General features: G+C 55.7%; 14 protein-coding genes and 4 tRNA genes. All 18 read left to right on the forward strand.

Annotated features, from left to right (window positions below; all coding sequences use genetic code 11):
* The first annotated feature begins 197 nt into the window (after positions 1-197).
* The 18 genes from birA to fusA all read left to right on the forward strand — a co-directional run bounded on the left by birA (position 198) and on the right by fusA (position 18,944).
* Positions 198-1,157 (forward strand): bifunctional biotin--[acetyl-CoA-carboxylase] ligase/biotin operon repressor BirA, encoded by a 960-nt coding sequence (gene birA / locus H7A76_RS08800; protein WP_185698157.1) that lies wholly within the window; start codon positions 198-200, stop codon positions 1,155-1,157.
* Positions 1,158-1,422: 265 nt separating this feature from the next.
* Positions 1,423-1,869 carry a hypothetical protein gene (locus tag H7A76_RS08805; RefSeq protein WP_185698158.1) on the forward strand — a complete coding sequence of 149 codons (447 nt, stop codon included), beginning with the start codon at positions 1,423-1,425 and terminating at the stop codon, positions 1,867-1,869.
* 142 nt (positions 1,870-2,011) lie between these two features.
* Positions 2,012-2,096: transfer RNA gene (locus H7A76_RS08810), tRNA-Tyr, on the forward strand.
* A 24-nt stretch (positions 2,097-2,120) separates the two neighbouring features.
* A tRNA-Gly gene (locus H7A76_RS08815) sits at positions 2,121-2,194 on the forward strand.
* Positions 2,195-2,220: 26 nt separating this feature from the next.
* Positions 2,221-2,296: transfer RNA gene (locus H7A76_RS08820), tRNA-Thr, on the forward strand.
* 84 nt (positions 2,297-2,380) lie between these two features.
* Positions 2,381-3,574 carry an elongation factor Tu gene (gene tuf, locus H7A76_RS08825; RefSeq protein ID WP_110175871.1) on the forward strand — a complete coding sequence of 398 codons (1,194 nt, stop codon included), beginning with the start codon at positions 2,381-2,383 and terminating at the stop codon, positions 3,572-3,574.
* Between the two features lie 54 nt (positions 3,575-3,628).
* Positions 3,629-3,704 (forward strand) — tRNA-Trp (locus H7A76_RS08830).
* Between the two features lie 45 nt (positions 3,705-3,749).
* The gene (secE, locus tag H7A76_RS08835) at positions 3,750-4,118 is read left to right on the forward strand and encodes a preprotein translocase subunit SecE (protein ID WP_053138903.1); all 369 of its coding nucleotides are present in this window, start codon (positions 3,750-3,752) and stop codon (positions 4,116-4,118) included.
* A gap of 9 nt (positions 4,119-4,127) precedes the next feature.
* Positions 4,128-4,661, forward strand: a complete 534-nt coding sequence (gene nusG / locus H7A76_RS08840) for a transcription termination/antitermination protein NusG (protein WP_002555501.1) — start codon at positions 4,128-4,130, stop codon at positions 4,659-4,661.
* 118 nt (positions 4,662-4,779) lie between these two features.
* Positions 4,780-5,211, forward strand: coding sequence for a 50S ribosomal protein L11 (gene rplK, locus H7A76_RS08845; protein ID WP_003176435.1), 432 nt, complete (start codon positions 4,780-4,782; stop codon positions 5,209-5,211).
* Positions 5,211-5,906 carry a 50S ribosomal protein L1 gene (rplA, locus tag H7A76_RS08850; protein WP_053138906.1) on the forward strand — a complete coding sequence of 232 codons (696 nt, stop codon included), beginning with the start codon at positions 5,211-5,213 and terminating at the stop codon, positions 5,904-5,906. The genes rplK and rplA overlap by 1 nt, the downstream gene beginning before the upstream one ends.
* Before the next feature lie 199 nt (positions 5,907-6,105).
* Positions 6,106-6,606: a 50S ribosomal protein L10 gene (rplJ, locus tag H7A76_RS08855; protein ID WP_053138910.1), complete on the forward strand. Its 501-nt coding sequence runs from the start codon at positions 6,106-6,108 to the stop codon at positions 6,604-6,606.
* A gap of 80 nt (positions 6,607-6,686) precedes the next feature.
* Entirely contained in the window at positions 6,687-7,052 is a 366-nt protein-coding gene (gene rplL / locus H7A76_RS08860; protein WP_185698159.1) for a 50S ribosomal protein L7/L12, read from the forward strand.
* Positions 7,053-7,272: 220 nt separating this feature from the next.
* Positions 7,273-11,346 (forward strand): DNA-directed RNA polymerase subunit beta, encoded by a 4,074-nt coding sequence (gene rpoB, locus H7A76_RS08865; protein WP_185698160.1) that lies wholly within the window; start codon positions 7,273-7,275, stop codon positions 11,344-11,346.
* A 64-nt stretch (positions 11,347-11,410) separates the two neighbouring features.
* The gene (gene rpoC / locus H7A76_RS08870; protein WP_185698161.1) at positions 11,411-15,610 is read left to right on the forward strand and encodes a DNA-directed RNA polymerase subunit beta'; all 4,200 of its coding nucleotides are present in this window, start codon (positions 11,411-11,413) and stop codon (positions 15,608-15,610) included.
* Between the two features lie 201 nt (positions 15,611-15,811).
* Entirely contained in the window at positions 15,812-16,183 is a 372-nt protein-coding gene (gene rpsL / locus H7A76_RS08875) for a 30S ribosomal protein S12 (protein ID WP_003186084.1), read from the forward strand.
* A gap of 112 nt (positions 16,184-16,295) precedes the next feature.
* Positions 16,296-16,766 carry a 30S ribosomal protein S7 gene (rpsG, locus tag H7A76_RS08880; RefSeq protein ID WP_007925959.1) on the forward strand — a complete coding sequence of 157 codons (471 nt, stop codon included), beginning with the start codon at positions 16,296-16,298 and terminating at the stop codon, positions 16,764-16,766.
* A 30-nt stretch (positions 16,767-16,796) separates the two neighbouring features.
* On the forward strand, positions 16,797-18,944 hold the full coding sequence (fusA, locus tag H7A76_RS08885) for an elongation factor G (RefSeq protein ID WP_185698162.1): 2,148 nt from the start codon (positions 16,797-16,799) through the stop codon (positions 18,942-18,944).
* Positions 18,945-18,971: the final 27 nt, after the last annotated feature.

Raw genomic sequence — 18,971 nt, forward strand, 5'->3', positions numbered from 1 at the left:
TTTGTCTTTGCGCGGACGAAAAACCATAGCGGCCCGATATTTACCGGGGCTGACCTGGTTCGGGGTAAGTGTCCGGCTCTGACGTGCATTTTGTCCCGCAATCCCGTGGTCGTGGCCAGCAGGGTTCTCCACGGCGATTTCTATGCAATGAACCTGAGCATGGCTATGATGCCTGCCTCACTATGAGGCGGAACCTGATGTCAACGTTGTTAGAGCTTCTTAAAGATGGACGCTTTCACTCGGGGCAAGCCCTTGGGGAAGCACTGGGCGTTAGCCGTAGTGCTATCTGGAAACAGTTGCAGCTTCTTGAGGTCGAGTTGGGCCTTGTCATTCATAAGGTGCGAGGCCGGGGGTATCAATTGGCCTCTCCAATTGCCTTGCTTAGTTCTTCAGAGATTATCCGGCACTCTTCGGGCGATGCCTGGTGTATTCAGATCCACGACTCAATCGACTCTACGAATGCCGAGGCCTTGCGCTCTATCGAGCGCGGAATTCCAGCGCCACTCCTTGTATTGGCAGAACGCCAGACTGCAGGGCGTGGTCGGCGAGGTCGTAAGTGGGTGAGTCCCTTTGCTGAAAACATCTATTACAGCCTTGTGCTGCGTATTGAGCGAGGCATGCGTCAGCTTGAAGGGCTTAGCCTAGTTGTCGGGCTGGCTGTTATGCATACCCTCAAAGAGTGTGGAGTACCAGGGGCTGGATTGAAGTGGCCAAATGACATTCTGGTTGGTCAAAAGAAGATTGCCGGAGTTCTTTTGGAGTTGGTTGGAGATCCGGCAGACGTGTGTCATGTGGTTCTAGGGGTCGGGATTAATGTGAATATGCAGTTGACCGAGGAGGTTGATCAAGAGTGGACCTCGGTCCGGCTTCAGTCTGGCAAGCTGGTCGATCGCAACCATCTGATTGCCCGTTTGAATGAGGTTTTAGCAGGTTACCTGGAGCGCCACCGTTCTGAAGGCTTCTCTGCTATCCAGGAAGAGTGGGAAAGGCACCATCTTTGGCAGGGGCGCTCAGTGACTCTCATTGCGGGGGTGCACAGTGTTACCGGCACTGTACTGGGTATCGATCGACAGGGTGCCTTGCGCTTGAATGTTGCTGATGAAGAGAAGGTGTTCAGTGGTGGTGAGCTCAGTTTGAGGCTGCGCGACGAATCCTGATCGCCAGGCTATAAGAAGGAAGCTGTCGAGCCGAGTCGCTCTGTTCAGTGGAGGTATCCAGGATGCGGGCTTTGGGGCGCCGATTCGTTGGGGCTTGAGAGAGCGGTATGCAGCGCGGTCCTCTGGTTAAGGCTGGAGGCATTTGGCTCAGGGTATGCTCAAGTATTAGTCGGAACGGTTCTCCATAGTGGTGAAATGCTGTCCCGAGAGCGCTTTTGTCTGATCTATGTTGGGGGCAAATCTTGCTCCTTCTCTTGAGGTTTTTATGCGCTGGCTGTTTCTTTTGTTGTTGGTCCTCAATGGTTTTTACTACATCTGGCATCAGCAGGAAGCGCCGCTTCGTGCAAAAGAAGTCATGCCTTTGTCGTTGTATCGGGGGGACCAGCAGGATATTCGCTTGCTGAGCGAGTCTGCGGCCTCAATGGAGAGGCGGGATAGAGGAAAAGAAGTGCAGGTTGATGCGGGGTGTCTCTACCTTGGTGGCTTCGCTCGTCGAGAGCTTGCATTTTCTCTTGAGCAGCGTCTGGTAGGGTTGGGAGTGGAGGCACGGGTGCAGTCTTTGAATATTGCTACAGCGCCGGGGTTCTGGGTGCGTATTGCCCCTGAAAGCAAGCATTTGCTGGATGATTCCCAGCTTCAGAACCTTGCTAAGGAATTCAATGAGTTAAAACATAAAATAATGCCCTGCGAGGGGGTTGCAACTGTCGAATAGGTTGCATAGAATGGCGCCCGCTCCGCAGCGAAGACCTCTAGAGGTTGAAGCAGTAGGGCAGCGTCAACGCAGCTAACCTCAAGATTTTATTGAGAAAATGCTTGACAGAAGGGTGGCATGATGTAGAATGTCGCCTCGCTTAGGAGGGGTTCCCGAGCGGCCAAAGGGATCAGACTGTAAATCTGACGTCTACGACTTCGAAGGTTCGAATCCTTCCCCCTCCACCAGATTTAGCGAGAGCTGCAGGCTCCGCGGGTATAGTTTAGTGGTAGAACCTCAGCCTTCCAAGCTGATGATGCGGGTTCGATTCCCGCTACCCGCTCCAAGTTTGCAGGTTTTGCAAAGTGTTACGCTCTTGTAGCTCAGTTGGTAGAGCACACCCTTGGTAAGGGTGAGGTCAGCGGTTCAAATCCGCTCAAGAGCTCCATATGACAAGGCAGATATGAAAATATCTGCCTTTGTTTTAATGGCTTGGGTGACTTGCTTAATTCTTCTCCTAGGGGTGACTTCGATGGCTAAGGAAAAGTTCGAACGTAATAAGCCGCACGTTAACGTGGGTACTATTGGTCACGTTGACCACGGTAAAACCACTTTGACTGCTGCTCTGACTCGCGTTTGCTCCGAAGTTTTCGGTTCGGCTCGTGTTGACTTCGACAAGATCGACAGCGCTCCAGAAGAAAAAGCTCGTGGTATCACCATCAACACTGCGCACGTAGAGTACGACTCGAACATTCGTCACTACGCGCACGTTGACTGCCCAGGTCACGCCGACTACGTCAAAAACATGATCACCGGTGCTGCCCAGATGGACGGCGCGATCCTGGTTTGCTCGGCTGCCGATGGTCCGATGCCGCAAACTCGTGAGCACATCCTGCTGTCCCGTCAGGTAGGTGTTCCGTACATCGTTGTCTTCCTGAACAAGGCTGACATGGTGGACGACGCTGAGCTGCTGGAACTGGTTGAGATGGAAGTGCGCGATCTGCTGAGCACTTACGACTTCCCAGGTGATGACACTCCGATCATCATCGGTTCGGCTCTGATGGCTCTGAGCGGCCAAGACGACAACGAAATGGGTACCACCGCTGTTAAGCGTCTGGTAGAAACTCTGGATACCTACATCCCAGAGCCAGAGCGTGCTATCGACAAGCCGTTCCTGATGCCAATCGAAGACGTGTTCTCGATCTCCGGTCGTGGCACTGTGGTAACTGGCCGTGTTGAGCGTGGTATCGTTCGCATCCAGGAAGAAGTTGAGATCGTGGGGCTGCGCGAGACTCAGAAGACTACCTGCACCGGCGTTGAAATGTTCCGCAAGCTGCTGGACGAAGGTCGTGCTGGTGAGAACTGCGGCGTTCTGCTGCGTGGCACCAAGCGTGACGACGTTGAGCGTGGCCAGGTTCTGGTTAAGCCAGGTACCGTTAAGCCGCACACCAAGTTCACCGCTGAAGTTTACGTTCTGAGCAAAGAAGAAGGTGGTCGTCATACTCCGTTCTTCAAAGGCTACCGTCCACAGTTCTACTTCCGTACTACTGACGTGACTGGTAACTGCGAACTGCCAGAAGGCGTTGAAATGGTAATGCCAGGTGACAACATCCAGATGACTGTCACTCTGATCAAGACCATCGCGATGGAAGATGGCCTGCGTTTCGCTATCCGTGAAGGCGGTCGTACCGTCGGCGCTGGCGTCGTAGCCAAAGTCATCGAGTAATTTCTTGCAAAGTCCCTGTCAGGCCGATATAGTGGTCGGCCTGATTTTGTTTTTAGGTCAGTAGCTCAATTGGCAGAGCGACGGTCTCCAAAACCGTAGGTTGGGGGTTCGATTCCCTCCTGACCTGCCAGATTCACTCGGTGTGTCTGGCTTTCTTTTCACAGGATCTTCATAGATGACTCCTAAGGCTGAAGCTCAAGGTTCTCGCTTCGATCTGCTGAAGTGGCTCGTTGTTGTCGCTTTGGTGGTCGTTGGTGTTGTTGGTAATCAGTATTACTCTGGTCTGCCGATCCTGTACCGCGTCTTGGCGCTGCTTGTCATCGCTGCTGTCGCTGCCTTTGTGGGCTTGCAGACTGCAAAGGGCAAGTCGTTCTTTGTCCTGGTTAAGGAAGCTCGCACAGAGATTCGTAAAGTCGTATGGCCAACCCGTCAAGAAACCACTCAGACCACGCTGATTGTCGTGGCTGTAGTTTTGGTTATGGCGTTGCTCTTGTGGGGGCTTGACTCCCTGCTGGGTTGGATCGTTTCCTTGATTGTTGGCTAAGGGTGTCCCGTGGCTAAGCGTTGGTACGTTGTGCATGCTTACTCGGGTTACGAGAAGCATGTAATGCGCTCGCTGATCGAGCGTGTAAAACTGGCTGGCATGGAAGATGGCTTCGGCGAAATTCTGGTCCCCACTGAAGAAGTGGTTGAGATGCGTAATGGCCAGAAGCGCAAGAGTGAGCGTAAATTCTTCCCTGGTTATGTGCTGGTCCAGATGGATATGAATGAGGGGACTTGGCACTTGGTCAAGGATACCCCTCGTGTAATGGGCTTTATTGGTGGTACCGCTGACAAGCCGGCGCCGATCACTGATAAGGAGGCAGAAGCAATTCTGCGTCGCGTCGCTGATGGTAGCGACAAGCCCAAGCCCAAGACCTTGTTTGAGCCAGGTGAGGTGGTCCGGGTTACTGACGGTCCATTCGCTGATTTCAATGGTACGGTCGAAGAGGTTAATTACGAAAAGAGCCGGATCCAGGTGGCCGTGCTCATTTTCGGTCGCTCTACTCCGGTAGAGTTGGAGTTCAGTCAGGTCGAGAAGGCATAACTGAACGAGAATCCCATACCCCGCAGCCCTAGGCTGTGGGGTTTTGTCGTCACTGGGATAAACGCGCAAGTAACCGGGGAGCCTTTATAGGCGTCTGAACCCGTAATTGGAGTGCCTCATGGCTAAGAAGATTACTGCTTACATCAAGCTGCAAGTTAAGGCCGCTCAGGCCAACCCAAGCCCGCCCGTTGGCCCTGCTCTGGGTCAGCATGGCGTGAACATCATGGAATTCTGCAAGGCCTTCAACGCCCGTACTCAGGGTCTTGAGCCAGGTCTGCCGACTCCAGTGATCATCACTGTGTACAGTGACCGTAGCTTTACTTTCGAAACCAAGAGCACGCCTGCTTCGGTTCTGCTGAAGAAGGCTGCTGGTTTGACTAGCGGCTCCGCTCGTCCGAACACCGTTAAGGTTGGCACTGTTACCCGTGCTCAGCTGGAAGAGATCGCGAAAACCAAAAACGCTGATCTGACCGCAGCTGATATGGATGCAGCCGTGCGTACTATCGCCGGTTCTGCTCGTAGCATGGGCCTTAACGTGGAGGGTGTGTAATGGCTAAGCTGACCAAGCGCCAAAAGGCTATCGCCGGCAAGATTGAAGCAGGCAAAGCCTACAATTTCGTAGATGCCGCCGCTCTCCTGACCGAACTGTCGACCGTTAAGTTCAACGAGTCCGTAGACGTCGCTGTGAACCTGGGCGTAGACCCACGTAAGTCTGATCAGGTTGTTCGCAGCGCTACTGTGCTGCCACACGGCACTGGCAAGACCGTTCGTGTTGCTGTGTTTACCCAGGGGCCAGCTGCTGAAGCTGCTCTGGCTGCCGGTGCTGACCGTGTAGGTATGGATGAGCTGGCTGCCGAAATGAAAGGCGGCGACCTGAACTACGACGTGGTTATCGCTTCTCCGGACGCGATGCGCGTTGTAGGTCAGCTGGGTCAGGTTCTGGGTCCTCGTGGTCTGATGCCTAACCCGAAGGTAGGTACCGTGACTCCAGACGTCGCTTCGGCTGTTAAAAACGCCAAGGCTGGTCAGGTTCGCTATCGTACCGACAAGAACGGCATTATCCACACCTCCGTTGGCAAGGTCGGCTTCGACGCCGTCAAGCTGAAGGAGAACGTTGAAGCTCTGATCGCTGACCTGAAGCGTATCAAGCCAGCTTCTTCGAAAGGTATCTACGTCAAGCGCGTTACCCTGAGCACTACCATGGGCCCAGGCCTGGTCATCGACCAAAGCTCGCTGGACGTATAAGGCACGAACTGACGCGAGCGATTGCGTCAGTTGTAAAAATTGGGGTCCCTGCCTGGCGGGGGCTATCCAAGACCGTAGGCGACGCAAGTCTTAAACCACAAGCCTACGCAGATGGTGCTCCCGGTTCCTTACCGAATCAGACACCAAAACGACATCCAGCCCAGGTTGGATGAAACGGTAACAAGCAGGAGTTAAACCCGTGGCAATTAAACTCGAAGACAAGAAGGCCATCGTCGCTGAAGTCAACGAGGCTGCCAAAGTTGCCCTGTCCGCTGTCGTGGCTGATGCCCGTGGTGTGACAGTAGGCGCTATGACCGGACTCCGTAAAGAGGCCCGCGAAGCTGGTGTTTATGTACGCGTTGTACGTAACACCTTGCTCAAGCGCGCTGTTGAAGGCACTCAATATGACGTGCTCAACGACGCGTTCGTCGGCCCTACCCTGATTGCATTCTCCAAGGAACATCCGGGCGCTGCTGCTCGTATTTTCAAAGAGTTCGCAAAGGGTCAGGAAAAGTTCGAGATCAAGGCAGCTGCGTTCGAGGGCAAGTACCTCGCAGCAAACGAGATCGACGTGTTGGCTTCTCTGCCAACTCGCGACGAGGCTATTGCGAAGCTGATGAGCGTGATCCAAGGCGCTACCAGCAAGCTGGCTCGTACTCTGGCGGCTATTCGCGACCAGAAAGAAGCTGCTGCAGCCTAAGGCTCGGCAAGCTCTTTCTAAATCATACGTTTAATTTGATGGCTGCGTAGGCTGTCACCCCAATACAGGAATCTATAGTCATGTCTCTGACTAACGAGCAAATCATCGAAGCGATCGGCCAGAAAACCGTTCTGGAAGTTGTTGAGCTGATCAAAGCGATGGAAGAAACCTTCGGCGTTACTGCTGCTGTTGCCGCTGCCGGCCCAGCTGTTGCCGCTGCCGTTGTTGAAGAGCAAACCGAGTTCAACGTTATCCTGGCTGACGCTGGCGATAAGAAAGTGAACGTGATCAAGGCTGTACGTGAGCTGACCGGTCTGGGCCTGAAAGAAGCCAAGGCTGTAGTTGACGGTGCTCCTGCCATGGTTCTGGAAGGCGTTGCTAAAGAAGCCGCTGACAAAGCCAAAGCAGCTCTGGAAGAAGCAGGCGCTAAAGTCGAGCTCAAGTAAGCATCGACTTTGTGTCTCCAGCCCGAGCGTTGAGCGAACGGCTGATGGCTGGTGGCTTTTGCCACCGGCCTTTTTCCGTTATTGGCTACCGACTGGGTCGGTGCCTTTAACGTGCTGTAACCACCCTGTGCGGTGGCGCAAACCAAAGGGTTTGCACGATTTTCTGGCTGTCCCCGTCGGGGGCAGCCGAATAAGCAGGTGACCAAGCTGGGGAACGCTGATGGCTTACTCATACACTGAGAAAAAACGTATCCGCAAGGACTTTAGCAAGTTGCCGGACGTCATGGATGTGCCTTACCTCCTGGCCATCCAGCTGGATTCGTATCGTGAATTCTTGCAAGCGGGAGCGACTAAAGATCAGTTCCGCGACGTGGGCCTGCATGCGGCCTTCAAATCCGTTTTCCCGATCATCAGCTACTCCGGCAATGCTGCGTTGGAGTATGTCGGTTATCGCTTGGGCGAACCGGCGTTTGATGTCAAAGAATGCGTGTTGCGTGGCGTAACTTACGCCGTACCTTTGCGGGTAAAAGTTCGTCTGATCATTTTCGACAAAGAATCGTCGAACAAAGCGATCAAGGACATCAAAGAGCAAGAAGTCTACATGGGTGAAATTCCCCTGATGACTGAGAACGGTACCTTCGTTATTAACGGTACCGAGCGTGTGATCGTTTCCCAGTTGCACCGTTCCCCTGGCGTATTCTTCGACCACGACCGTGGCAAGACGCACAGCTCCGGTAAGCTCCTGTACTCCGCGCGAATCATTCCTTACCGCGGTTCGTGGTTGGACTTCGAGTTCGACCCGAAAGACTGCGTGTTCGTACGTATCGACCGTCGTCGCAAACTGCCTGCGTCGGTACTGCTGCGTGCGCTGGGCTACACCACTGAAGAAGTGCTGGACGCGTTCTACACCACCAACGTATTCCACGTGAAAGGCGAGAGCCTGAGCCTGGAGCTGGTGCCTCAGCGCCTGCGTGGTGAAGTAGCGGTTCTGGACATTCAGGACGACAAAGGCAAGGTTATTGTCGAGCAAGGTCGTCGTATCACCGCTCGCCATATCAACCAGCTGGAAAAGGCCGGTATCAAGGAACTCGACGTGCCTCTGGACTACGTCCTGGGTCGTACCACCGCCAAGGCCATCGTGCACCCGGCTACCGGCGAGATCCTGGCAGAGTGCAACACCGAGCTGAACACCGAACTGCTGGCGAAGATCGCCAAGGCTCAGGTCGTTCGCATCGAGACCCTGTACACCAACGATATCGACTGCGGTCCGTTCATTTCCGACACGTTGAAGATCGACTCCACTGGCAACCAACTGGAAGCGCTGGTCGAGATTTATCGCATGATGCGTCCTGGTGAGCCGCCAACCAAGGATGCCGCCGAGACGCTGTTCAACAACCTGTTCTTCAGCCCAGAGCGCTATGACCTCTCCGCCGTTGGTCGGATGAAGTTCAACCGTCGTATCGGTCGTACCGAGATCGAAGGTTCGGGCGTACTGTGCAAGGAAGACATCGTTGCTGTTCTGAAGACCCTGGTCGACATCCGTAACGGTAAAGGCATCGTCGACGACATCGACCACCTGGGTAACCGCCGCGTGCGTTGTGTAGGCGAGATGGCCGAGAACCAGTTCCGCGTAGGCCTGGTGCGTGTTGAGCGTGCGGTCAAGGAACGTCTGTCGATGGCCGAAAGCGAAGGCCTGATGCCGCAGGACCTGATCAATGCCAAGCCTGTGGCTGCGGCTGTGAAGGAGTTCTTCGGTTCCAGCCAGCTGTCGCAGTTCATGGACCAGAACAACCCGCTGTCGGAGATCACCCACAAGCGCCGTGTTTCTGCACTCGGCCCAGGCGGTTTGACCCGTGAGCGTGCAGGCTTCGAAGTCCGTGACGTACACCCGACCCACTACGGTCGCGTATGCCCGATCGAAACGCCTGAAGGTCCGAACATCGGTCTGATCAACTCCCTGGCAGCCTATGCCCGCACCAACCAGTATGGCTTCCTGGAAAGCCCGTACCGCGTGGTGAAGGAAGGTCTGGTAACCGACGAGATCGTGTTCCTGTCTGCCATTGAAGAGGCCGATCATGTGATCGCCCAGGCTTCGGCGACCATGAACGAAAAAGGCCAATTGGTCGATGAACTGGTAGCTGTTCGTCACCTGAACGAATTCACCGTCAAGGCGCCGGAAGACGTCACCCTGATGGACGTTTCGCCTAAGCAGGTAGTTTCGGTCGCAGCATCGCTGATTCCGTTCCTCGAGCACGACGACGCCAACCGTGCATTGATGGGTTCCAACATGCAGCGTCAAGCTGTGCCAACCCTGCGTGCCGACAAGCCGCTGGTAGGTACCGGTATGGAGCGCAACGTTGCCCGTGACTCCGGCGTTTGCGTGGTTGCTCGCCGCGGCGGCGTGATCGACTCGGTCGATGCCAGCCGTATCGTTGTTCGCGTAGCTGATGATGAAGTCGAAACCGGTGAAGCTGGTGTGGATATCTACAACCTCACCAAGTACACCCGGTCGAACCAGAACACCTGCATCAACCAGCGTCCGCTGGTGAGCAAGGGTGACAAGGTCCAGCGTGGCGACATCATGGCCGACGGCCCGTCCACCGACATGGGTGAACTGGCTCTGGGTCAGAACATGCGCATCGCGTTCATGGCATGGAACGGCTTCAACTTCGAAGACTCCATCTGTCTCTCCGAGCGCGTGGTTCAAGAAGACCGCTTCACCACGATCCACATCCAGGAACTGACCTGCGTGGCGCGTGACACCAAGCTTGGTCCAGAGGAAATCACCGCGGACATCCCGAACGTGGGTGAGGCTGCGCTGAACAAGCTGGACGAGGCCGGTATCGTTTATGTGGGTGCTGAAGTCGGCGCCGGCGACATCCTGGTTGGTAAGGTCACTCCGAAAGGCGAGACCCAGCTGACTCCGGAAGAGAAGCTGCTGCGTGCGATCTTCGGTGAAAAGGCCAGCGACGTTAAAGACACCTCCCTGCGCGTGCCTACCGGTACCAAAGGTACTGTCATCGACGTTCAGGTCTTCACTCGTGACGGCGTTGAGCGTGACTCGCGTGCGCTGTCGATCGAGAAGAGCCAGCTGGACGAGATCCGTAAGGATCTGAACGAAGAGTTCCGCATCGTTGAGGGCGCGACCTTCGAACGTTTGCGTGCAGCCCTGGTCGGCCATAAGGCCGAAGGTGGTGCAGGCCTGAAGAAAGGCCAGGACATCACTGATGAAGTGCTCGATGGTCTTGAGCGCGGCCAGTGGTTCAAGCTGCGTATGGCGGAAGATGCTCTGAACGAGCAGCTCGAGAAGGCGCAGGCCTACATCGTCGATCGCCGTCGCTTGCTGGACGACAAGTTCGAAGACAAGAAACGCAAGCTGCAGCAGGGCGATGACCTGGCTCCGGGCGTGCTGAAAATCGTCAAGGTCTACCTGGCAATCCGTCGTCGCATCCAGCCTGGCGACAAGATGGCCGGTCGCCACGGTAACAAGGGTGTGGTCTCCGTGATCATGCCGGTCGAAGATATGCCGCACGACGCCAACGGTACTCCGGTCGATGTCGTACTGAACCCTCTGGGCGTACCTTCGCGTATGAACGTTGGTCAGATTCTCGAAACTCACCTTGGCCTGGCGGCCAAAGGGCTGGGCGAGAAGATCAACCGCATGGTCGAAGAGCAGCGTAAGGTCGCAGAACTGCGTACTTTCCTGGACGAGATCTACAACCAGATCGGTGGTCGCAACGAAGACCTGGACAGCTTCTCGGATCAGGAGATCCTGGACCTGGCGAACAACCTGCGCGGCGGTGTGCCGATGGCCACTCCGGTGTTCGACGGTGCCAAGGAAAGCGAAATCAAGGCCATGCTGAAACTGGCGGACCTGCCAGAAAGCGGCCAGATGCAGCTGACCGACGGCCGTACCGGCAACAAGTTCGAGCGTCCAGTTACCGTTGGCTACATGTACATGCTGAAACTGAACCACTTGGTAGACGACAAGATGCACGCTCGTTCTACCGGTTCGTACAGCCTGGTTACCCAGCAGCCGCTGGGTGGTAAGGCGCAGTTCGGTGGTCAGCGTTTCGGGGAGATGGAGGTCTGGGCACTGGAAGCATACGGTGCTGCATACACTCTGCAAGAAATGCTCACAGTGAAGTCGGACGATGTGAACGGCCGTACCAAGATGTACAAGAACATCGTGGATGGCGATCACCGTATGGAGCCGGGCATGCCCGAGTCCTTCAACGTGTTGATCAAGGAAATTCGTTCCCTCGGCATCGATATCGATCTGGAAACCGAATAACACGTGACGCGAAGGGGAGCGGGGCAGGTATTGCCCGCTTCCTGCTCCGCCAGGAGGAAAGGCCTTGAAAGACCTACTGAATTTGCTGAAAAACCAGGGTCAAGTCGAAGAGTTCGACGCCATCCGTATCGGATTGGCCTCGCCTGAGATGATCCGTTCGTGGTCGTTCGGTGAAGTTAAAAAGCCGGAAACCATCAACTACCGTACGTTCAAACCTGAGCGCGACGGCCTGTTCTGCGCCAAGATTTTTGGTCCAGTGAAGGATTACGAGTGCCTGTGCGGTAAGTACAAGCGCTTGAAGCATCGTGGTGTGATCTGCGAGAAGTGCGGCGTTGAAGTCGCGCTGGCCAAGGTTCGTCGTGAGCGCATGGCGCACATCGAACTGGCCTCTCCAGTCGCCCACATCTGGTTCCTGAAGTCGCTGCCGTCCCGTATCGGCCTGCTGATGGACATGACCCTGCGTGATATCGAGCGCGTGCTCTACTTCGAGAGCTACGTCGTTATCGACCCGGGCATGACCACCCTGGAGAAGGGCCAGCTGCTGAACGACGAGCAGTACTTCGAGGCGTTGGAAGAGTTCGGTGATGACTTCGATGCCCGCATGGGTGCCGAAGCTGTCCGCGAACTGCTGCACGCTATCGACCTGGAGCACGAGATTGGCCGCCTGCGTGAAGAGATTCCGCAAACCAACTCGGAAACCAAGATCAAGAAGCTGTCCAAGCGCCTGAAGTTGATGGAAGCCTTCCAGGGCTCCGGCAACCTGCCTGAGTGGATGGTGCTGACCGTTCTGCCGGTTCTGCCGCCAGATCTGCGTCCACTGGTTCCGCTGGATGGCGGTCGCTTCGCGACTTCCGACCTCAACGATCTGTATCGTCGAGTGATCAACCGTAACAACCGTCTGAAGCGCCTGCTGGATCTGTCGGCACCTGACATCATCGTGCGCAACGAAAAGCGCATGCTGCAGGAAGCGGTCGATGCACTGCTCGACAACGGTCGTCGCGGTCGCGCCATTACCGGTTCGAACAAGCGTCCTCTGAAATCCCTGGCCGACATGATCAAGGGTAAGCAAGGTCGTTTCCGTCAGAACCTGCTCGGCAAGCGTGTTGACTACTCCGGCCGTTCGGTAATTACCGTAGGCCCGACCCTGCGTCTGCACCAGTGCGGCCTGCCGAAGAAGATGGCTCTCGAGCTGTTCAAGCCGTTCATTTTCGGCAAGCTGGAAATGCGTGGTCTGGCGACCACCATCAAGGCCGCCAAGAAGATGGTCGAGCGCGAGCTGCCAGAGGTCTGGGACGTTCTCGCCGAAGTGATTCGCGAACACCCCGTGCTGCTCAACCGTGCACCGACCCTGCACCGTCTGGGTATCCAAGCCTTTGAGCCGGTACTGATCGAAGGCAAGGCTATCCAACTGCACCCGCTGGTCTGCGCCGCGTACAACGCCGACTTCGACGGAGACCAAATGGCTGTGCACGTACCGCTGACGCTGGAAGCCCAGCTTGAAGCGCGTGCGCTGATGATGTCGACCAACAACATCCTGTCGCCAGCCAACGGTGAGCCAATCATCGTTCCGTCGCAGGACGTGGTACTGGGTCTGTACTACATGACCCGTGAAGCCATCAACGCCAAGGGCGAAGGTCGTGTATTCGCGGACCTGCAGGAAGTCGACCGCGTATTCCGCGCTGGTGAAGCCGCGTTGCATGCGAAGATCAAGGTGCGTATCACTGAAACCGTCAATGATCGTGACGGCAGCAGTGTGACCAACACTCGTATCGTAGACACCACTGTCGGTCGTGCGCTGTTGTTCCAGGTTGTGCCAAAAGGCCTGTCGTTCGATGTCGTCAACCTGCCGATGAAGAAGAAGGCGATCTCCAAGCTGATCAACCAGTGCTACCGCGTGGTTGGTCTGAAAGAGACCGTGATCTTCGCTGACCAGTTGATGTACACCGGTTTTGCCTACTCGACCATTTCCGGCGTTTCCATCGGTGTTAACGACTTCGTTATCCCTGAGGAAAAAGCCCGCATCATCGGTGCAGCCACTGATGAAGTGAAGGAGATCGAGAGCCAGTACGCTTCCGGCCTGGTAACCCAGGGTGAGAAGTACAACAAGGTGATCGACCTGTGGTCGAAGGCCAACGACGAGGTTTCCAAGGCGATGATGGCCAACCTCTCGAAGGAGAAGGTCGTCGACCGGAATGGCGATGAAGTCGAGCAAGAATCGTTCAACTCGATGTACATGATGGCCGACTCGGGGGCGCGGGGCTCCGCGGCTCAGATCCGTCAGCTGGCCGGTATGCGTGGCCTGATGGCCAAGCCCGACGGCTCCATCATTGAAACGCCGATCACTGCGAACTTCCGTGAAGGTCTGAGCGTACTCCAGTACTTCATCTCGACCCACGGTGCTCGTAAAGGTCTGGCGGATACCGCGTTGAAAACTGCGAACTCCGGTTACCTGACTCGTCGTCTGGTAGACGTAGCGCAAGACCTGGTTGTAACCGAGATCGATTGCGGCACCGAACACGGTCTGCTGATGACTCCGCACATTGAAGGCGGTGACGTAGTAGAACCTCTGGGTGAGCGCGTATTGGGTCGTGTTATCGCCCGTGACGTATTCAAGCCAGGGACCGAGGACGTCATCGTTCCTGCCGGCACCCTGGTAGACGAGAAGTGGGTCGAGTTCATCGAACTCAACAGCATCGACGAAGTGGTTGTACGTTCGCCGATCAGCTGCGAAACCCGTTACGGTATCTGCGCCAAGTGCTACGGTCGCGACCTGGCCCGTGGTCACCTGGTGAACATTGGTGAGGCGGTCGGTGTTATCGCTGCCCAGTCCATCGGTGAGCCGGGTACCCAGCTGACCATGCGTACGTTCCACATCGGTGGTGCGGCAAGCCGGACCTCGGCAGCCGACAGCGTCCAGGTGAAGAACGGCGGTACCGTGCGTCTGCATAACCTGAAGCACGTAGAGCGTGTCGACGGTCACCTGGTGGCCGTGTCTCGTTCCGGTGAGCTGGCGATTGCCGACGACTTCGGTCGTGAGCGCGAGCGCTACAAGCTGCCTTACGGTGCGGTGATTTCGGTGAAGGAAGGCGACAAGGTCGACGCTGGCGCCATCGTGGCCAAGTGGGACCCGCACACCCACCCGATCGTTACCGAAATGAAAGGTACCGTGACCTACGTGGGCATGGAAGAAGGCATCACCATCAAGCGTCAGACCGACGAATTGACCGGTATGACCAACATCGAAGTGCTTGATGTGAAAGACCGTCCAGCGGCCGGTAAGGACATCCGTCCTGCCGTGAAGATGGTGGGTATGGATGGTAAGGATCTACTGCTGCCAGGTACCGATGTACCGGCCCAGTATTTCCTGCCGGCTAACGCCCTGGTTGGTGTTGCTGACGGTGCGCAGATTGCGATCGGTGATGTTATCGCTCGTATTCCGCAGGAAACCTCGAAGACTCGTGACATCACCGGTGGTCTGCCGCGTGTTGCCGACTTGTTCGAGGCTCGTCGTCCGAAAGAGGCGTCGATCCTGGCAGAAGTCAGCGGCACTATTGCGTTTGGTAAAGAAACCAAGGGCAAGCGCCGCCTGGTCATTACCCCGAACGACGGTAGCGATCCGTATGAAGAGCTGATTCCAAAGTGGCGTCACCTGAACGTCTTCGAAGGCGAACAAGTGAACCGCGGCGAAGTCATCTCCGACGGTCCGAGCGATCCGCACGACATCCTGCGTCTGCTGGGTGTGAGTGCGCTGGCCAAGTACATTGTCAACGAGATCCAGGACGTTTACCGTCTGCAGGGCGTGAAGATCAACGACAAGCACATCGAGACGATCCTGCGTCAGATGCTGCGTAAGGTCGAGATCTCCGAGTCCGGTGATTCCAGCTTCATCAAGGGTGACCAGATGGAATTGACTCACGTGCTGGTGGAAAACGAGCGCCTGAGTACCGAGGACAAGTTCATCGCCAAGTTCACCCGCGTGCTGCTGGGTATCACCAAGGCGTCCTTGTCTACCGAGTCGTTCATTTCGGCGGCCTCTTTCCAAGAGACCACTCGCGTACTGACCGAAGCGGCGGTAACCGGCAAGCGCGACTACCTGCGCGGCCTGAAAGAAAACGTGGTCGTGGGTCGTCTGATCCCGGCCGGTACTGGCCTGGCTTACCACAACGAGCGTAAGCGTCGTCGTGATGCCGACAAACCTCTGCGTGTGAGCGCAAGTGAAGTCGAAGCAGCACTGACCGAAGCGCTGAACTCCAGCGGTAGCTGATGCCTGCAGTAGATTGAGATCGAGGCCCCGACCTTTCCGATTGAGAAACGAGACAAATATGTCGAGTTTCACTGATCGGGGAGGTCGGGGCCTTGTCTTGACTGGGGCCAAGATCCTCTTTAGACTCTTGTACCCCTAAAATTGGTAGAGCGTGTGCTTTGCCATTTTGTTTATGTCGAAAGACAACAGTGGAGCTAGTAGATGGCAACTATCAACCAGCTGGTACGTCAGCCGCGCAAGCGTATCGTCGAGAAATCCGACGTGCCTGCGCTGCAGAACTGCCCGCAACGTCGTGGCGTGTGCACTCGCGTGTACACCACTACGCCGAAAAAACCTAACTCGGCACTGCGTAAAGTATGCCGTGTGCGCCTGACCAACGGTTTCGAGGTTTCCTCGTACATCGGTGGTGAAGGCCACAACCTGCAAGAGCACAGCGTCGTCCTGATCCGTGGCGGCCGTGTAAAAGACTTGCCAGGTGTTCGTTACCACACCGTTCGCGGCTCCCTGGATACTTCCGGCGTTAAAGGTCGTAACCAAGGTCGTTCGAAGTACGGTACCAAACGTCCGAAGTAATCGGTCGTTTTGCAGATTTTATTTATATTGAGTCGATAAGAGTAAGGTCGGGCACGTTTCCTTCTGGATCAACTGTCCCGAGCTAACCTGAAGACCGTTTGAGGGCTTATCAATGCCAAGACGTCGCGTAGCAGCCAAGCGTGAGATTCTGGACGATCCAAAATACGGAAGCCAGATCCTCGCCAAGTTCATGAACCACGTTATGGAGAGCGGCAAGAAAGCCGTTGCCGAGCGTATCGTTTATGGCGCGCTGGAAAAAGTTAAAGAACGCAAGAACAGCGATCCCCTGGAAATCTTCGAGAAAGCTCTCGACGCCATCGCTCCGCTGGTCGAAGTGAAGTCGCGCCGTGTAGGCGGTGCTACTTACCAGGTTCCGGTCGAAGTTCGTCCGTCCCGTCGTAACGCTCTGGCAATGCGCTGGTTGGTAGACTTCGCGCGCAAGCGCGGCGAGAAGTCTATGGCTCTGCGTTTGGCTGGCGAACTGCTGGACGCTGCCGAAGGCAAAGGTGCTGCAGTTAAGAAGCGTGAAGACGTACACCGTATGGCTGAGGCCAACAAGGCTTTCTCGCACTACCGCTTCTAATATCGGCATCATTCAATTTGCGAGGGCTTTATGGCTCGTACTACAGCAATCAACCGCTACCGTAACATCGGTATCTGTGCCCACGTTGACGCGGGCAAGACTACCACCACTGAGCGGATCCTGTTCTACACAGGTCTCAGCCACAAGATGGGTGAGGTGCATGACGGCGCTGCTACCACCGACTGGATGGTGCAGGAGCAGGAGCGTGGGATTACCATTACCTCCGCTGCTGTAACTACCTTCTGGAAAGGTTCGCGCGGTCAATACGATAACTATCGTGTAAACGTTATCGATACCCCTGGTCACGTAGACTTCACCATTGAAGTAGAGCGTTCTCTGCGTGTGCTTGACGGCGCGGTCGTGGTGTTCTGCGGTACTTCCGGTGTTGAGCCACAGTCCGAAACCGTATGGCGTCAAGCCAACAAGTACGGCGTTCCACGTGTTGTTTACGTGAACAAGATGGACCGTGCTGGTGCCAACTTCCTGCGTGTTGTTGGTCAGATCAAGAACCGCCTGGGTCACACTCCGGTTCCGGTTCAGTTGGCTATCGGCTCGGAAGATAACTTCCAGGGTCAGGTCGATCTGATCAAGATGAAGGCTATCTACTGGAACGACGACGACAAGGGTACTACCTATCGCGAGGAAGAAATTCCTGCCGATATGCTGGACCTGGCTAACGAGTGGCGCTCCAACATGGTTGAAGCTGCTGCCGAAGCCAACGAAGAGCTGATGAACAAGTACCTTGAAGAAGGTGACTTGACTCCTGAGGAGATCAAGGCTGGTCTGCGTGCACGCACCCTGGCTAGCGAGATCGTTCCAGCTGTCTGCGGTTCTTCGTTCAAGAACAAGGGCGTTCCCCTGGTTCTCGACGCCGTTATCGACTTCCTGCCTGCTCCAACCGAGATCCCTGCGATCAAGGGTATCCATCCGGACCTCATCGAGAAGCCGAAGGATGAGCTGGTAGAAGCGGATTACGATGAGCGTCATGCGGACGATGCTGAGCCGTTCTCGGCTCTGGCGTTCAAGATCGCTACCGACCCGTTCGTTGGTACTCTGACCTTCGTTCGCGTTTACTCGGGTTTCCTGACCTCCGGCGACTCCGTGATCAACTCGGTCAAGGGTAAGAAGGAGCGTGTTGGTCGTATGGTGCAAATGCACGCGAACCAGCGCGAAGAAATCAAAGAAGTGCGTGCAGGTGATATCGCTGCTCTGATCGGCATGAAGGACGTCACTACTGGTGACACCCTGTGCGATATCGAGAAGCAGATCATCCTTGAGCGTATGGATTTCCCGGAGCCTGTGATTTCGGTAGCGGTAGAGCCGAAAACCAAGCAGGACCAGGAGAAGATGGGTATCGCGCTGGGCAAGCTGGCTCAGGAAGACCCGTCGTTCCGCGTCAAGACCGACGAAGAGACTGGTCAGACCATCATCTCCGGTATGGGTGAGCTGCACCTGGACATTCTCGTTGATCGCATGAAGCGCGAGTTCAACGTCGAGGCCAACATCGGCAAGCCGCAGGTTTCGTACCGCGAGAAGATCAGCAAGAGCAACGTCGAGATCGAAGGCAAATTCGTTCGCCAGTCCGGCGGTCGCGGTCAGTTCGGTCATTGCTGGATCCGTTTCTCGGAGCCAGACGTTGATGCGAACGGTAACATCACCGAAGGTCTGGTCTTCACCAACGAAGTTGTTGGTGGTGTGGTTCCTAAGGAATACATCCCGGCTATCCAGAAGGGTATCGAAGAGCAGATGAAGAACGGCGTCGTTGCCGGCTATCCGCTGATCGGCCTGAAGGCTACTGTGTTTGATGGTTCCTACCACGACGTCGACTCTAACGAGATGGCGTTCAAGGTAGCTGCCTCCATGGCGACCAAGCAGCTGGCCCAGAAGGGCGGCGGTGTTGTGCTTGAGCCGATCATGAAGGTTGAAGTAGTAACCCCAGAGGACTACATGGGTGACGTGATGGGTGACCTGAACCGTCGTCGTGGTCTGATCCAGGGTATGGATGACTCGGTGTCCGGCAAGGTTATCCGTGCCGAAGTGCCGCTGGGTGAGATGTTCGGTTATGCAACCGACGTTCGTTCCATGTCTCAGGGTCGCGCGAGCTACTCCATGGAATTCTCCAAATACGCCGAAGCTCCGTCGAACATCGTCGAAGCTCTCGTTAAAAAACAAGGCTGATTCAGCCTCCCCTTTAGGCTAGGAGTT

The organism is Pseudomonas sp. MSSRFD41, assembly GCF_014230245.1.
Taxonomy (GTDB): Bacteria; Pseudomonadota; Gammaproteobacteria; order Pseudomonadales; family Pseudomonadaceae; genus Aquipseudomonas; species Aquipseudomonas piscis.

What these genes read in the sequence shown, in the direction of transcription:
- rplK (WP_003176435.1), top strand. Translation starts at nt 4,780, where the DNA reads ATGGCTAAGAAGATTACTGCTTACATCAAGCTGCAAGTTAAGGCCGCT.
- rplA (WP_053138906.1), top strand. Translation starts at nt 5,211, where the DNA reads ATGGCTAAGCTGACCAAGCGCCAAAAGGCTATCGCCGGCAAGATTGAA.
- rpsL (WP_003186084.1), top strand. Translation starts at nt 15,812, where the DNA reads ATGGCAACTATCAACCAGCTGGTACGTCAGCCGCGCAAGCGTATCGTC.
- rpsG (WP_007925959.1), top strand. Translation starts at nt 16,296, where the DNA reads ATGCCAAGACGTCGCGTAGCAGCCAAGCGTGAGATTCTGGACGATCCA.
- H7A76_RS08805 (WP_185698158.1), top strand. Translation starts at nt 1,423, where the DNA reads ATGCGCTGGCTGTTTCTTTTGTTGTTGGTCCTCAATGGTTTTTACTAC.
- fusA (WP_185698162.1), top strand. Translation starts at nt 16,797, where the DNA reads ATGGCTCGTACTACAGCAATCAACCGCTACCGTAACATCGGTATCTGT.
- rplL (WP_185698159.1), top strand. Translation starts at nt 6,687, where the DNA reads ATGTCTCTGACTAACGAGCAAATCATCGAAGCGATCGGCCAGAAAACC.
- rpoB (WP_185698160.1), top strand. Translation starts at nt 7,273, where the DNA reads ATGGCTTACTCATACACTGAGAAAAAACGTATCCGCAAGGACTTTAGC.
- secE (WP_053138903.1), top strand. Translation starts at nt 3,750, where the DNA reads ATGACTCCTAAGGCTGAAGCTCAAGGTTCTCGCTTCGATCTGCTGAAG.
- tuf (WP_110175871.1), top strand. Translation starts at nt 2,381, where the DNA reads ATGGCTAAGGAAAAGTTCGAACGTAATAAGCCGCACGTTAACGTGGGT.
- birA (WP_185698157.1), top strand. Translation starts at nt 198, where the DNA reads ATGTCAACGTTGTTAGAGCTTCTTAAAGATGGACGCTTTCACTCGGGG.